This is a genomic window from Dorea sp. OM07-5 (genome assembly GCF_003481355.1).
Lineage (GTDB): Bacteria > Bacillota > Clostridia > Lachnospirales > Lachnospiraceae > Dorea_D > Dorea_D hominis.
The window spans coordinates 1-16,467 of record NZ_QUKZ01000014.1; the positions used below are offsets into that span (position 1 = coordinate 1).

Annotated in this window: 12 protein-coding genes; 11 read left to right on the top strand and 1 reads right to left on the bottom strand. The window is 41.2% G+C overall.

Going from position 1 to position 16,467, the window contains the following annotated elements; genetic code table 11:
* The first annotated feature begins 143 nt into the window (after positions 1–143).
* The 5 genes from DXC04_RS12075 to trpS all read left to right on the top strand — a co-directional run bounded on the left by DXC04_RS12075 (position 144) and on the right by trpS (position 4,810).
* Positions 144–338 carry a hypothetical protein gene (locus DXC04_RS12075; RefSeq protein WP_004614488.1) on the top strand — a complete coding sequence of 65 codons (195 nt, stop codon included), beginning with the start codon at positions 144–146 and terminating at the stop codon, positions 336–338.
* A gap of 104 nt (positions 339–442) precedes the next feature.
* On the top strand, positions 443–1,663 hold the full coding sequence (locus DXC04_RS12080) for a tyrosine-type recombinase/integrase (RefSeq protein ID WP_009243513.1): 1,221 nt from the start codon (positions 443–445) through the stop codon (positions 1,661–1,663).
* Between the two features lie 316 nt (positions 1,664–1,979).
* Positions 1,980–2,432 carry an Hsp20/alpha crystallin family protein gene (locus tag DXC04_RS12085; protein WP_021861412.1) on the top strand — a complete coding sequence of 151 codons (453 nt, stop codon included), beginning with the start codon at positions 1,980–1,982 and terminating at the stop codon, positions 2,430–2,432.
* A 156-nt stretch (positions 2,433–2,588) separates the two neighbouring features.
* Positions 2,589–3,620, top strand: coding sequence for a DnaJ C-terminal domain-containing protein (locus DXC04_RS12090; RefSeq protein ID WP_118661123.1), 1,032 nt, complete (start codon positions 2,589–2,591; stop codon positions 3,618–3,620).
* A gap of 128 nt (positions 3,621–3,748) precedes the next feature.
* Positions 3,749–4,810, top strand: a complete 1,062-nt coding sequence (gene trpS / locus DXC04_RS12095; RefSeq protein WP_117537379.1) for a tryptophan--tRNA ligase — start codon at positions 3,749–3,751, stop codon at positions 4,808–4,810.
* Positions 4,811–4,984: 174 nt separating this feature from the next.
* Here trpS and DXC04_RS12100 read toward each other — a convergent pair whose 3' ends face one another.
* Positions 4,985–6,013 carry a YeiH family protein gene (locus DXC04_RS12100; protein WP_118661124.1) on the bottom strand — a complete coding sequence of 343 codons (1,029 nt, stop codon included), beginning with the start codon at positions 6,011–6,013 and terminating at the stop codon, positions 4,985–4,987.
* A gap of 228 nt (positions 6,014–6,241) precedes the next feature.
* Here DXC04_RS12100 and DXC04_RS12105 point away from each other — a divergent pair, with 228 nt between their 5' ends.
* From DXC04_RS12105 to DXC04_RS12130, 6 genes are all read left to right on the top strand, one after another.
* Entirely contained in the window at positions 6,242–7,243 is a 1,002-nt protein-coding gene (locus tag DXC04_RS12105) for a tRNA-dihydrouridine synthase family protein (protein ID WP_243112150.1), read from the top strand.
* A gap of 86 nt (positions 7,244–7,329) precedes the next feature.
* Positions 7,330–7,821: a prolyl-tRNA synthetase associated domain-containing protein gene (locus DXC04_RS12110; RefSeq protein WP_021861407.1), complete on the top strand. Its 492-nt coding sequence runs from the start codon at positions 7,330–7,332 to the stop codon at positions 7,819–7,821.
* A 99-nt stretch (positions 7,822–7,920) separates the two neighbouring features.
* Positions 7,921–8,907, top strand: a complete 987-nt coding sequence (locus tag DXC04_RS12115; RefSeq protein ID WP_118661125.1) for a CPBP family intramembrane glutamic endopeptidase — start codon at positions 7,921–7,923, stop codon at positions 8,905–8,907.
* 126 nt (positions 8,908–9,033) lie between these two features.
* Positions 9,034–13,569 carry a glutamate synthase large subunit gene (gene gltB / locus DXC04_RS12120; RefSeq protein ID WP_118661126.1) on the top strand — a complete coding sequence of 1,512 codons (4,536 nt, stop codon included), beginning with the start codon at positions 9,034–9,036 and terminating at the stop codon, positions 13,567–13,569.
* Positions 13,570–13,582: 13 nt separating this feature from the next.
* Entirely contained in the window at positions 13,583–15,085 is a 1,503-nt protein-coding gene (locus DXC04_RS12125) for a glutamate synthase subunit beta (protein ID WP_118661127.1), read from the top strand.
* A gap of 158 nt (positions 15,086–15,243) precedes the next feature.
* Positions 15,244–16,425 carry a coiled-coil domain-containing protein gene (locus DXC04_RS12130; RefSeq protein ID WP_118661128.1) on the top strand — a complete coding sequence of 394 codons (1,182 nt, stop codon included), beginning with the start codon at positions 15,244–15,246 and terminating at the stop codon, positions 16,423–16,425.
* The last annotated feature ends 42 nt before the right edge of the window (positions 16,426–16,467 follow it).

Sequence of the window (16,467 nt, forward strand, 5' to 3'; positions counted from 1 at the left end):
TTGAGATACTAACGGAGCTTTCCAAAGCCGTCTGCCTGCTTATGTAACTTATAAAATAGACACACAGTAAAGGGGGTGTTACATTATGTTAAATACTGATGTGTTAAATGATGTGATGTTCCAGCGAGGTAAGGTGTTGGAATATGAATAAAACGAAGATAAGAGCAACGGAACAGCCGATTGCTGTTGATATAGAGGGACTGTCTGCTATGTTATCTTGTGGTCGTGCTACTGCAAGAAAGATTGGCGAGCAGGCAGGAGCAAAAATTGTGATAGGTCGCAGGGTTCTTTATTCCATAGAAAAAGTCAAGAAATACTTGTTATATTTGGAAGAATAGAGCGATTTTCTATTTATGTTCTCTGGCGTGTGTAGTATAATAAGAAAGGACAAAGCACGCTGTGAGAACAAGAAAAGAGGCTTTTTCAGAAAGGAATGGTTCTCATGGCAATTAGTAGAAAAGACCCAAAAGGAAGAAAATTAAGAGAGGGCGAAAACTGGCGTAATGATGGAAGATACAGTTATCGTTATACAGATGTAAGAACAGGCAAGAGATTGACAGTCTATGCACAAGATTTACCAGAGCTTCGAGAAAAAGAGAAGCAGATTGCAAAAGATATGGAAGATAATATATTGACAGACGGAGCAATCAAAAAAATGACGCTTAACACGTTGTTTGAGCGTTATATGGCAACTCGTGAGCTGGCTGATACTACAAGAGTTAGTTATGTTCGTGCTTGGGAAAACAGAGTAAAAGACGAGATTGGAAATATTAAAGTTGTTCAGCTTTTACCCTCACATATTAAAGCGTATTATGCGAAACTTTCCAAAGCTGGATATGCTTATTCTACAATCAAGTATATTCACAACCTGCTTTATCCTGCATTAGAAATGGCTGTTGATGATGATATTATCCGAAAGAACCCTGCAAAAAGTTCCATTAGTGATTATGGAAAACCAGCAGAGGAAAAAGAAGCCTTAACAGTTTCTCAACAAGAAAAGTTTATGGAGTTTGTAAAACAGAGCAATGTCTATAACACATATTATCCCATGTTTACCATAATGATTGGTACGGGGTTAAGGTGTGGGGAGTTGATTGGTCTTACATGGAAAGATATAAACATCAAGGCGAAAACGGTTAATGTAGACCACCAGCTCATATATAAGAATTTAGGCGACGGTTGCAAGTTCCATATATCAACACCAAAAACGGAGTCGGGTATTCGTATTATACCTATGACACAAGAAGTTGCAAAAGCCTTTGAGGAACAAAGGAAAATCAATTTCATGCTTGCAAAGGATAAGAGCATTGAGGTGGACGGGTATTCGGGGTTTGTCTTTACAGCGAAATCGGGCAGACCGCTTATGCCGAATGGCGTAAATAGTGTTTTATATAACATTGTAGACGCATATAACAAAACCGAAGTAGAGAGAGCAAAAAAAGAGCATAGGAAAGCAGAGCTGTTACCAAAGTTTTCAGCTCATGTAATGCGTCACACAGCTTGTACCAGAATGGCAGAGTGCCGTATGGACGTAAAAGTTCTTCAATATATTATGGGACACGCTCATATAGATGTAACAATGGAAGTGTACAATCATATTGGAGAGCTGACAAGGATTGAAAATGAGATTGCAAGACTAGATAGTATGGTGTTAAATGCTTGACACCATAAAAAGAAAAATTGGTGTCAAATTGGTGTCAAAACAGAAAAAATCACAATTTCAAAAGAAATAAGATACTGCAAACCATTGATTTTAAAGGGTTTGCAAAAAAATAACAAAAATATTAGCACTCACCTCTTGACAGTGCTAATAGTAAATGTTATAGTACAACTAGAACAAAGGAAGAGGGGTAAAAAGAAAGAACTTCTTAGAAATCCGGAATCCTGGATGTTCCAGATAACAACACATCAGATATTCCAGACGAATATTTCATATGTGCTTAATAATATTTATAAAGTATTGGAAGGAGATATGACTTATGATGATGCCTAGTATTTTTGGAGAAAACTTATTTGATGATTTTATGAATGATTTTACATTCCCGAAATTCCCGGATGTGGAGAAAGAGCTCTATGGTAAACATGCAAAGAACTTAATGAAGACAGATGTAAAAGATACCAAAGAGGGTTATGAAGTAGATATTGATCTTCCTGGATTTAAGAAAGATGAGATCCAGATGGAACTGAAAGAAGGAGTTTTAACAGTCAGCGCAGCTAAAGGACTGGATAAGGATGAAGAGAAGAAGGATGGAACTTACATCAGAAAAGAACGTTATGCAGGAAGCATGAGCAGAAGCTTTTATGTAGGTAAACATGTAACAGAAGAAGATATCCATCCGAAATATGAGAATGGTATTCTTTCCTTCAGCGTTCCAAAAGAGGAAGCAAAACCGGTAGAAGAGAAGAAACATTATATCAGCATTGAGGGATAACAACAGAGCTGCAATGTAAAATTCGTATTACCTCGCGGGCATGATCCCGCGGGGTAATCTTCATATAGATGGTTTTCATAAAATGTTAAAACAAGATTACAATACACTCTGTGTGGGGTGTAAATAACAGCAATAAAGAAAAACGGGAGGGATTTTATGGCGGCGAAAAGAGATTATTACGATGTTCTTGGAGTTGCGCGTAACGCAGATACCGGAACAATAAAAAAAGCTTACCGTAAACTGGCGAAAAAGTACCACCCGGATACGAATGCAGGAAATGAGCAGGCAGCGGAGAAATTTAAGGAAGCTACCGAAGCATATAATATATTAAGTGATAAAGAAAAAAGAAAAATGTATGACCAGTATGGACATGCAGCATTTGATGGATCTATGGGAGCCGGCGGTGCTTATGGAAATGATAGTGCGTCTGGTAGCGGTACTTACCGTTATGCAGGACCGGATGGTACATTTCATGAATATCATTTCGAAGGAAATGGAGATATGGATGATTTCCTAAAGCAGATGTTCGGTGGTGCGTTTCATGGTTTCGGCGGCACACACAGTTCATTTGGAGGTTTCGGCAGACAAACAGGACACCAGGGCGGAGATTCCTACAGAAGTTATGGAAGGAGTTTTCAACAGGATGGTGCAGATGTGGAAGCGGACATTACAGTTTCCTTTGATGATGCGGCTTTCGGATGTGAAAAACTGATCCATGTGACAGATGGAAGCGGAGAACGGAAGTCTCTGAAAGTGAAGATACCTGCCGGAATTGATACCGGACAGAGCATCCGGCTCCGTGGCAAAGGCAGTCCGGGATATGGCGGTGGAAAAGACGGTGATCTGTTCTTAAAAGTGACTGTCAGCATGAAACCGGGATATGAACGTAAAGGAAAAGATGTATACAGTACTGTTCAAATCCCATTTACAACAGCTGTGCTGGGAGGAGAAACAATCGTGCAGACGCTGACCGGTAAGGTTATGTGTAAAATCGCACCGGGTACACAGTCTGGAACGAAGATCAGACTTCGTGGCAAAGGAATCGTATCTATGAAAGATAAAAATATACGGGGAGATCAATATATAACTGTTCGAATCCAGGTACCGAAAAATCTGAGCGAAGATGCAAAGAGAAAATTAAAGGCTTTTGAAGAAGCCTGTGAAAAAAAAGGAAGAGGCGCTGCGTAAGTGCCTTTTTCTTTTTTTGTTGCCTGTATTGTTGACGGTCTGTCGTTCGCGCTTTATAATAAAAGGGTTAAGAAAAATACACTTTCCGTATGGAAATGTGTGAATGATATAGCGTAAGGAGAACAAGAATGAGCAAAATTATTTTAACAGGTGACCGTCCGACCGGTCGGCTTCACGTAGGACATTATGTAGGATCCCTGAAAGAGCGTGTAAAACTGCAGAATTCCGGTAAGTTTGACGAGATTTATATTATGATCGCGGATGCACAGGCACTGACAGATAATGCAGAGCATCCGGAGAAGGTACGTCAGAATATTATGAATGTAGCGCTGGATTATCTTGCTTGCGGAATCGATCCGGAGAAAGCGAATATTTTCATTCAGTCTATGGTTCCGGAACTGACAGAATTTACATTTTATTATATGAATCTTGTTACTGTATCCCGTGTACAGAGAAACCCTACAGTAAAAGCTGAGATCCAGCAACGTAATTTTGAAGCAAGTATTCCGGTTGGATTTTTTTGCTATCCGATCAGCCAGGCGGCAGATATTACCGCTTTCCGTGCAACAGCCGTTCCGGTTGGAGAAGACCAGCTTCCGATGTTAGAACAGTGCAAGGAAATCGTACACAAGTTCAACAGTGTATATGGCGAGACACTTACAGAGCCTGAGATCATTCTTCCGTCTAATAAAGCATGTCTGCGTTTGCCGGGTATTGATGGTAAAGCGAAGATGAGCAAGTCTCTTGGAAACTGCATTTATCTGTCTGATGAGCCGGAAGACATTAAGAAGAAAGTTATGTCCATGTTTACAGATCCGAATCATCTGCGTGTGGAAGATCCGGGACAGGTAGAAGGCAATCCGGTATTTATTTATCTGGATGCATTCTGTAAGGATGAGTATTTCGCAGAATTTTTACCGGATTATGCAAATCTGGATGAATTAAAGGCACATTATCAGCGAGGTGGTCTTGGTGATGTGAAAGTTAAGAAATTCCTGAATAATGTTATGCAGGCAGAACTGGAGCCGATCCGTGCAAGAAGAAAAGACTGGGAAAGCAGAAAGACAGATGTTTATGATATTCTGAAAGCCGGAACAGAAGTTGCCCGTGCAAAAGCAGCCCAGACACTGCATGATGTGAAAGATGCAATGCATATCAATTATTTTGACGATGCAGATTTGTTAAAATAATTGATATTTAAGGAATCTGCCAGAGATAGTTTCTGCCAGAGATTGTGATAATTATAATAATAGTAAAAAATAAAACGGCAGTTCGTGGATAGATATAATTGAGATGTTTTCAAAGATCTGATTCCATAAACTGCCGTTTTGCTGTAATAACTTTGTTATTACAGCAGAGATATCCTACCAGATTCCAAGTATATGCTGCATGCCAAGACTGGCAAGAGCAATTCCAACCCAGCAGCAGAAACCGAGCAGAAGTGGTTTTCCACCGGTTTTGATGAGCTTGATAATATTTGTATTCAGACCGACTGCGCTCATGGCTAGAACGATAAAGAATTTACTCAGTGTTTTCAGTGGAGTGAATACATCTGTGGAGATACCGCAGGAAGTCGCAATTGTTGTAATGACAGAAGCAAGTACAAAATAAAGAATGAACATTGGAAAGATTTTTTTCAGCTCTATTTTTTTGCCTTCAGCTTTCTGACTTCGTGTGCGGATGAATGCAAGTGCCAGAGTGATCGGAATGATCGCAAGTGTACGTGTCAGTTTAACGGTAACGGCTTTATCCAGTGTCGCAGAACCCAGGTGGTACAGAGAATCCCATGTAGATGCCGTTGCTGTTACAGAAGAGGTGTCGTTGACAGCCGTTCCGGCAAAGATTCCAAATGATTCGCCGCTTGTTGTGGAAAAGCCAAGAATTCCGCCCAGCGTTGGAAACAGTAAAGCTGCAATCATATTGAAAAAGAAGATTACAGAGATTGCCTGTGCGACTTCGTCATCATCTGCATCAATGACCGGTGCTGTAGCTGCAATTGCAGAACCACCACAGATGGAAGATCCGACGCCAACCAGAGTAGAGATGTTGCCCGGAATATGCATGATTTTATGCAATACATAGGCAAGAATCAGAGAAGTTGCGATTGTGGTTACAATGATCGGAAGTGATTGCTTCCCGGTTTCCAGAATAACAGTCAGGTTCAGCCCGAACCCAAGAAGGATGACAGCATACTGTAATACTTTCTTTGATACAAAAGTAATTCCGCTCTGGAAAGCAGATTTGTCTTTGATAAATAATGTCAGGATCATCCCGGCAAGAATACCGAATACCGGTCCGCCGATAATTGGAAAATGTTGTCCCAGTATCCAGCAAGGAATAGCGATGCAGAGACATAATAAGATCCCTTTCGTATTTTTCTTTAAAAATTCCATTTGATATACTCCTTTAGATTTTGTTATATTTCCGTCAGATATGATAGCACACAATGAAAAAAATGAAAAGAAAAACAGAACAGGGAGATTAGTTCGTAATATTTAAACAAGCCAGTCACCGAGCCATACGATAATAACAGTACAGATCGAAGTTTAGATCAATCGGAAAATTATTTCAAGACAGCTAGTGGATAAAAATCATTGCAGTGGTGAGAAAGCTTTGCTAGAATGTTGAAAGATGAAAAGGAGAACATGATGGCAAAGTATTACCTTGCCCCGATGGAGGGGATCACGACCTATATTTTCAGGAACGCGTATCATAAGTATTTTCGAAAAATGGATAAATATTATACACCTTTCTTCGTACCGCATAGTAAGCGCGGGCTGAATTTGAAAGAACAGGAAGAGATTCTGCCTGCGCATAATGCAGGACTTTTTGTTGTTCCACAGATTTTAAGCAACAATGGAAATGACTGTGTACAGACGATTGAAAAACTGAAACGATATGGATACGAAGAGATCAATCTGAATTTTGGCTGTCCGTCAAGGACGGTTGCATCAAAATACCGTGGCTCCGGATTCCTTGCAAAGACGGAAGAACTGGATCGATTTCTGGATACCGTATTTTCGAATGAAAAAGATGTGAAAATCTCTGTGAAAACGAGGCTTGGAAGAGATGAACCGGAAGAATTTGAACGGATTCTTTCTATATATAATCAGTATCCGCTGGAAGAGTTGATCATTCATCCGCGAGTACAGAAGGATTACTATATGCATGAGGTAAGACTTTCCTGGTATGCATATGCCGAAGGACACAGCAGACACAGTCTTTGCTATAACGGAGAACTGAATACTGTAAAAAATATCCAGGAGATGCAGCAGAGATTTCCACAGACAGACTGCTGGATGATCGGACGAGGAATGATCGCTAATCCGGGACTTTTGATGGAACTGGAAGCAGAGAAATTAAAAAATGAAAAGAAAATACAAAGCTATGGTGGCTTTTCGATAGAAAAAGAGCGTATGGCAGCATTTCTGGAAGATATCTGCATTCATTATGAAGAAGCAAGTCCGAAAGAAATATATGTATTATTTAAAATGAAAGAAATCTGGACTTACTTGATGCGGTATTATCCAGATCATCTGGAAAAAATAAGAAAAATCAAGAAAACACAGACAATAGAGGAGTATAAGCGAGAAGTGCAAGAAATTTTCACTTTACTTCGTTAAATAAATACCATATAATAAATAAAAAGTTTATTTGTAAATACAGACAGACTGTCTGAAATTGCAAAGAGAAGAAAGGGGCTTTTAATATGGAAGACCAGAAAAAACGCGTATATGATGCGCTTGATAAATTGAAAATTAAATATGAAGTTGTGGAACATGAACCGGTGCATACAATGGAAGATATGGATAGGCTAGGACTTCCCGAAAAAGGAACTTTATGTAAGAATCTTTTTCTGAGAGACTCTAAAGGAAAGAGACATTTCCTTGTTACCTGTGATGAGAAGAAGAAAGTAGATTTAAAATCTCTTGGAAGACAGCTCGGAGCAGGCAATTTAAGTTTTGCATCTGAAGAACGTCTGGAAAAATATCTGGGAGTAAAACAGGGAAGTGTGACACCGTTTGGACTGATGAATGATACCGATCACGCAGTAGAATTTTTCATTGATAAAGATCTCAGTAAATGCAAAAGCATGGGAATCCATCCGCTGGAGAATACAGCGACAGTATTTTTATCATTTAAGGATCTGGACAAATTCCTGTGGGATCTGGATGTGGATGTTGTAAAAGTACGATTATAAGAGAATTATAAAATATAAAGATATTTAATAGTTTTTTAATTGCATGTTCGTTGTGTTCGAAGTAGAATAGTACAGTGACAGAAGAAAGTGAGGAATACTATGGATCATTATCAATACAACGGACAACAGACACCCCCGGTGAATCGCAACAGTTACGGGAACCAGATCTGGTATATCTGGGGACCGATCGTAGTGAAAATAGTGATCGGTATGATTGTATCCGGTGTGGCATCGGCAGCGATCGGGGCAGCATATATGATCAGACATTATGGACTGTCGGCACAGATGACAGATTATGCACAGCAGATTGCAAACATATATCAGAAGGATTATGTACAGATTTTAAAAGCGGTGACAAAGGAAGCAGCAAGGCTTTCTTCCTATGTAGAAGGTGTGGCGGCATTTGTAACAATTCCGGTGTTGCTTATCATGTTCCACAAAGACAGGATCAGGGAGAAACTTACCGGATTTACACCGAATAAGAAAGCGCCGCTGTGGAAATACAGTGCAGTAGCGCTCTTAAGTGCAACATTATGCGTAGGAGTGAACAACCTGCTTATTATAGGCAACATTACAACTGTCAGCGAGGAGTATCAGACAGTAATGCAGGGGTTCTATTCCGCACCGCTTCTGATACAGGGTGTATCACTTGGCATATTAGTTCCAATCTGTGAGGAACTGGTATTTCGTGGACTCGTTTTTCAGAGGCTGCGTATGCGGAGCGGATTTTTATCTGCGGCATTGTATTCAGCAGTGATCTTCAGCCTGCTGCATGGCAATATGGTTCAGATGATATATGCACTTTTCCTTGGAGTGGTATATGCTTATATGTATGAAAAATACGGTTCTGTGAAAGCACCGATATTTGCACATATGGTTGCAAATCTGATTTCCGTATTTGCAACACATTACAACTGGTTTGAGTGGATGGCAAAAAATCCGATGCGGATCGGCATTATTACTGTTTTATGTGGAACGATCGGTTCCAGTATGTATGTATGGATGCAGCGGATTGATGAAAAGCCGGATCATCCGAACAAACCGGAACAGACTTTGCATCAGGAAAATCTGACTTCTCAAGAGTAGAGAAGTCAGATTTTTGTATATATACAAGCAATTATCTGAATATCTGACAATTTAAGAAAAAAAGAGGTTTACAAGCTGGAAAAATTGTAGTATAGTAGGACAAAAATAAGAAAGGAAAGAAAAGGTATGTATGAGCAGAAGCAGAATCTGCATACCGGTTTGTATCGCACAGAGTTTGAACATGATAACTGTGGTATCGGTGCAATCGTTAATATCAAGGGCAGGAAATCCCATAACACGGTAGCAGATGCACTTAAGATTGTAGAAAATTTAGAACATAGAGCTGGCAAGGATGCCGAAGGTAAAACAGGTGATGGAGTTGGAATTCTATTACAGATTTCACATAAGTTTTTCTCCAAAGTCTGTGAACCTCTCGGCATCCTTTTACGTTCTGAGAGAGATTATGGTGTGGGAATGTTTTTCTTCCCGCAGGATGAACTGAAAAGAGAACAGGCAAAGAAGATTTTTGAAGTTATTGTCAGAAAGGAAGGAATGAATTTCCTGGGATGGAGACAGGTACCGGTAAAAGAGGAAGTACTTGGAAGCCGTGCAGCAGCTTGTATGCCATGCATTATGCAGGGATTTATTGAAAGACCGGAGCATATTGCGCAGGGAATTGATTTTGACAGACGTTTGTATGTTGTAAGAAGAGTCTTTGAGCAGAGCAGTGATGATACTTATGTAGCGTCTCTTTCAAGTAGGACAATTGCGTATAAGGGTATGTTCCTTGTCGGACAGCTTCGCTCTTTTTTTGCGGATCTGCAGGATAAAGACTATGAATCTGCAATTGCACTGGTACATTCCAGATTCAGTACAAACACAAATCCGAGCTGGGAGAGAGCACATCCGAACCGGTTCATTGTGCATAATGGAGAGATCAATACAATTCGTGGTAATGCGGATAAGATGCGTGCCAGAGAAGAAAATATGGAATCTGAGTGTCTGAAAGGAGAATTGCATAAAGTTCTTCCGGCGATCAATACATCCGGATCCGATTCCGCGATGCTTGATAATGCCATCGAATTTATGGTAATGAGCGGAATGGAACTGCCACTGGCAGTGATGATCGCGATTCCGGAGCCATGGGCAAATACAAAAAATCTGTCACAGAAGAAAAAAGATTTCTATCAGTATTATGCAACAATGATGGAGCCATGGGACGGACCGGCATCTATTCTTTTCAGTGACGGTGACTGCATGGGAGCAGTACTGGACCGAAATGGATTACGTCCTTCCAGATATTATATTACGGAAGACGATACGTTGATCCTGTCTTCTGAAGTAGGTGTACTTGATATTGATCCGTCTAAGATCATTGTTAAAGAGCGTCTGCATCCGGGCAAGATGCTTCTTGTGGATACAATAAAAGGTAAAGTGATTGATGACGATGAACTGAAAGAATCTTATGCAAGAAGACAGCCGTATGGAGAATGGCTGGACAGCAATTTGATCGAGTTAAAAGATTTAAAAATACCGAATCAGAAAATTGAGACATATTCAGAGGAGGAACTCGGAAGATTACAGAAAGCATTCGGTTACTCTTATGAAGATGTGAAGACTTCTATTTTAAATATGGCGAAAAATGGAACAGAAAGCACTGGAGCCATGGGAATTGATTCCCCGCTTGCCGTTCTTTCACAGAAATCTCAGAATCTGTTCGGATATTTCAAACAGTTATTTGCACAGGTTACTAATCCACCGATTGATGCAATCCGTGAAGAAGTCGTAACATCTACAACCGTATATATTGGTGAGGATGGCAACCTGTTGGAAGAAAAAGCAGAAAACTGTAAAATGTTAAAGGTAAATAATCCAATTCTTACCGATACAGACTTGCTGAAAATTAAAAATATGAAAACAGAAGGTTTCCAGGTTACAGAAATCCCGATCACTTATTATAAAAATTCCAGTCTGGAAAAGGCGATGGATTACTTATTTATCGAAGTAGATCGTGCAATCCGTGAAGGAACCAATATTCTGATCCTTTCCGACCGTGGTGTGGACGAATATCATGTGGCAATGCCGTCACTTCTTGCATTGTCAGGACTTCAGCAGCATCTGGTACGGACAAAGAAGAGAACTTCCGTGGCTATTATTCTGGAAACAGGAGAACCGAGAGAAGTCCATCATTTTGCAACACTGCTTGACTATGGTGCATGTGCGATCAATCCGTATCTTGCACATGAGACAATACGCCAGCTTATTGATACTGATATGTTGCAGAAAGATTATTATGCTGCAGTTGACGATTATAACCATGCGGTTATCAGCGGAATTGTAAAGATTGCCTCCAAGATGGGAATTTCCACCATTCAGTCTTATCAGGGTGCAAAAATCTTTGAAGCGATCGGTTTGAAAGAGTGTTTTATTGATAAATATTTTACAGATACGGTCAGCCGTGTCGGAGGAATCGGAATTGAAGAAATATCGGAAGATTACAGTGCGAGACATTCCCGTGCATTTGATCCGCTTGGACTGGAAGTGGAGCTGACACTGGATAGTGTCGGGCATCATAAATCCAAGAGCGGTGGCGAAGAACATCTGTACAATCCGCAGACAATCCACATGCTGCAACAGTCAACCAGACGTGGTGATTATGAAATGTTCCGGAAATATACGGAGATGGTCAATGCAGAAGGAGAAAAGATTAATTTGCGTGGACAACTCGACTTCAATTACCCGGAAGAAGGCGTTCCGATTGAAGAAGTTGAGAGCGTAGATGATATCGTAACAAGATTTAAGACAGGAGCAATGTCTTACGGTTCTATTTCCAAAGAGGCGCATGAGACACTGGCAATAGCTATGAATCAGCTCCATGGAAAATCAAACAGTGGTGAAGGTGGCGAAGAAATTGAACGTCTGGATACAAACCGTTGTTCTGCAATCAAGCAGGTAGCGTCTGGAAGATTTGGCGTAACATCCCGTTATCTAGTCAGCGCAAATGAAATCCAGATTAAAATGGCACAGGGCGCAAAACCGGGCGAAGGTGGACATCTTCCGGGAGGAAAAGTATATCCGTGGATCGCAAAGACCAGACATTCAACGCCGGGGGTAAGCCTGATTTCACCACCGCCACATCATGATATTTATTCTATCGAAGATCTGGCACAGTTGATCTACGATTGTAAAAATGCAAATAAAGATGCAAGAATTTCAGTAAAACTTGTATCCGAAGCCGGTGTTGGAACAGTCGCAGCCGGTGTTGCAAAAGCCGGTGCAGGTCTGATCCTGATCTCCGGATATGACGGAGGAACAGGTGCGGCGCCAAGAAGTTCGATTCATAATGCTGGACTTCCGTGGGAACTGGGACTTGCAGAAACGCATCAGACATTGATCGCCAATGGGTTAAGAGAGCGTGTGCGGATCGAGACAGATGGAAAATTAATGAGTGGGCGTGATGTTGCAATCGCAGCTATTTTAGGGGCAGAAGAATTTGGATTTGCCACAGCACCACTGGTCACAATGGGATGCGTTATGATGCGTGTCTGCAATCTGGATACCTGCCCGGTAGGAGTAGCAACCCAGAATCCAGAGCTTCGTAAACGTTTTACCGGGAAACCGGAATATGTTGTGAACTTTATGCGTTTTATGGCACAGAATCTGAGGGAATACATGGCAAAATTGGGTGTCCGTTCGATTGACGAACTGGTAGGAAGAACAGAACTCCTCAAAGTAAAAGATGTACCGGTGTCTGAACGTGCAGAAACCCTGGATTTAAGTAAAATTCTTTATAATCCGTATGATAAAAAGACAGTGCCAATGACCTTTAATCCAAAGAAAGTTTTCAATTTTGAGCTGGAAAAAACACTGGACGAGAAGGTACTTATAAAAGAATTACTTCCGGCACTGGAGAAAAAACAAAAACGGGTTCTCGAAATTGACGTTGCGAATACCAATCGAACATTTGGTACTATTTTCGGATCGGAGATTACAAGACGTTATCCGGAAGGACTGGATGAAGACAGCTATGTGATCAAGTGCAAAGGCGCAGGCGGTCAGTCTTTTGGCGCATTTATTCCAAAAGGACTGACACTGGAACTTACAGGTGACAGCAATGATTATTTTGGCAAAGGATTATCCGGCGGTAAACTGATCGTATATCCGCCGACAGGAGTGAAATACAAACACGAAGATAATATCATTATTGGAAACGTTGCACTTTACGGAGCCACAAGTGGTAAAGCATACATCAATGGTATGGCAGGCGAGCGTTTTGCAGTCCGCAATTCCGGTGCGACAGCAGTTGTGGAAGGTGTAGGCGACCATGGCTGTGAATATATGACCGGAGGACGTGTAGCAGTTCTTGGGAAAACCGGTAAAAACTTCGCGGCAGGTATGAGTGGCGGAGTTGCTTATGTGCTGGACGAAGATAATGACCTCTATCTGAGTGTAAATAAACAGCTTGTAAATATTGAACATGTTACAGCAAAGATGGATGTAGAAGAACTGAAAACAATGATTGAAGAACATGTTGCTTATACGAATTCAGAAATTGGTAAAAAAATTCTGGAACATTTCACAGATTATCTTCCAAAATTCAAAAAGATCATTCCTGCTGACTATGAGAAGATGATGACAACGATCCTCCAGTTAGAAGAGCAGGGAATGAGCAGTGAACAGGCAAAAATCGAAGCTTTTTACATGATCAAAGAAGGAAGATAAGGAGGCGCACAAAATGGGAAAAGCAACAGGATTTATGGAATATGACAGACAGGATAAGAAAGCAGAGGCGCCAAAGGAGCGAATCCGGAATTTTAAGGAGTTTTATAAACCATTATCGGAAGAAGAACAGAAAATTCAGGGAGCAAGATGTATGTCCTGTGGTGTACCATTCTGTCAGTTTGGTCAGATGATCATGGGAATGGCGAGTGGATGCCCGTTACATAATCTGATTCCGGAGTGGAACGATCTTTTGTATCACGGGAACTGGGAAGAAGCGTACTATAGATTAAAGAAAACAAATAATTTCCCGGAATTTACATCAAGAGTATGTCCGGCGCTTTGCGAGGCAGCCTGCACATGTGGATTGAACGGAGACGCAGTAGCGACAAAATCTAATGAATATGGCATCATAGAACATGCGTATAAAATGGGATATGCGGATGCAAGACCGGTGAAAGTACGCACCGGAAAAAAAGTTGCAATTGTTGGTTCCGGACCGTCCGGACTGGCGGCAGCAGATCTTCTGAACCGTCGCGGACATCATGTCACTGTTTTTGAAAGGGAAGACAAAGTTGGAGGACTTCTCCGCTATGGAATTCCGAATATGAAATTGGAAAAACAGATTATCGATTGGAAGATAAAGATCATGGAAGAGGAAGGTGTGATTTTTCAGACAAGTTGCAATATCGGAAAAGATAAACGGGCTTCTTCTATATTGAAGGAGTTTGACCGTGTAATCTTATGCTGTGGTGCGTCCAACCCAAGAGATATCAAAGTTCCGGGAAGAAAAGCCGATGGTATTTATTTTGCAGTGGATTTTCTTAAATCTACGACGAAAGCACTCTGGGCAAATCCTGAACATGAATTAAAAGAAGACACTTATATTTCAGCCAAAGGAAGAAAAGTTATGGTTATCGGCGGTGGAGATACTGGAAATGACTGCGTTGGAACATCCATGCGCCATGGTGCGGCATCTGTTTTACAACTGGAAATGATGCCGAAAGCACCGGATCAGAGAACAGAGATGAATCCGTGGCCGGAGTGGCCGAGAGTCTGCAAGACCGATTATGGGCAGCAGGAGGCTGCAGCAGTATTCGGACAGGATCCGCGAGTATACCAGACAACCGTAAAAGGATTTGTCAAAGATAAAAACGGACGTGTCTGCAAGGCAATTCTGGTAAAGCTTGAATCAAAACAGGATGCAAAAACCGGAAGACGTATGATGGTGGAAATACCAGGCAGCGAATATGAGGTGGAGACCGATCTGGTGCTGATCGCAGCAGGATTTCTGGGAAGTGAATCTTATATTACGAAAGCATTTGGCGTAGAAGTAAATGCGAGAACGAATGTAAGTACGAATCCGGGAGAATATAAGACCAGTGCAGAACATGTATTTACAGCAGGCGATATGCACCGCGGACAATCACTTGTCGTATGGGCGATCCGTGAAGGAAGAGAAGTGGCTGAGGCTGTTGATAAGAGCCTGATGGGATATACAAATCTGAATATCCAGTAGGAGTGTATTCGATCTTCTTTTCAGATAAGAGTTCTGGTAAATGTTACAAAATTATTAAAAGTTATTGCAAAATTGTTTTTTATAGAGTATAATCGTCCCTAGATAGTGATACTATGTCAAATTAGAATTAAAGAAATGTTAAGAAAAAGGATGATATAATGAAAAAATTTGGAGTGAAACTATTATCAGTTGTAGTGACCAGTTCGATGATCGTGACACCTGTAATGGCAGCACCTTCGGTAAAAGATTTAAAACAGAATAAAAAGGCAGCACAGAAACAGGTTGATTCATTGCAGACACAGTTGACAGGCATTATTGAGAAAATCAATAATCTGGAAGATGAGCTGGTTGTAACAGGTGAGAAGATCGAGACAACGTCAAAGGATCTGACACAGGCCAAGAAAGACGAGAAGAAACAGTACGAGGATATGAAGCTTCGTATCAAGTATATGTATGAAGAGGGCGACAGTACATTTTTCGAGACACTGGTAAGCTCTACGAACTTCTCTGATATGGTAAACAAAGCCGAGTATGTTACGAATGTACATAATTATGACAGAAAGAAACTGGCGGAGTATGTTGCTACAAAGAAGAAAGTTGCAACTCTGAAGACGAACCTTGAGAAAGAACAGAAGAGTCTGGAGAAGAAGCAGACACAGTTCGAGACAAAACAGGATGATCTTGATAAAGTGCTGACTTCCAAGAAGGCAGAAGTTGCAGATTTGGATTCCGAGATCCAGAAAGCGGCTGAAGCGGCAGCGAAAGCAGCCGAAGCAAAACAGCGTCAGGAAGCAGCTGCAGCAGCAGCGGCTCAGAAGACAAGCGGCAGCAACAAGAACAATACAAGCAATAATAACAGCAACAGCGGAAATAAGAACAACGGTGGAAGCGGCAATAGCGGAAACAGCAACAGTGGTAACAAGAATAACGGTGGAAGCAACAATAATGGCGGAAGCAACAATAATGGCGGAAGCAATAACAGTGGTAATAATAGCGGTGGTAACAGCGGTGGACATTATTCTTCAGGAAGCGCAGTTGTAAGCCGTGCGTACGGAAAGCTTGGATGCCCATATGTATGGGGCGCGTGCGGACCGAACACATTTGACTGCTCCGGTTTCGTAAGTTATTGTCTGACAGGACGGTATGCACGTATCGGTACATCAGGTACATTTGCAGGATGGCCACGTGTAAGCAATCCAAAGCCGGGAGACGTATGTGTACGTTCCGGCCATGTAGGAATTTATATTGGTGGAGGACAGATGATCCATGCACCGCATACAGGAGACGTTGTTAAGGTATCCAGTGTACAGTCCGGAATGTGGTATGTACGCAGACCTTAAAGAGTCTGGATTGTAATATATATGAACATGTATAATAGAAAA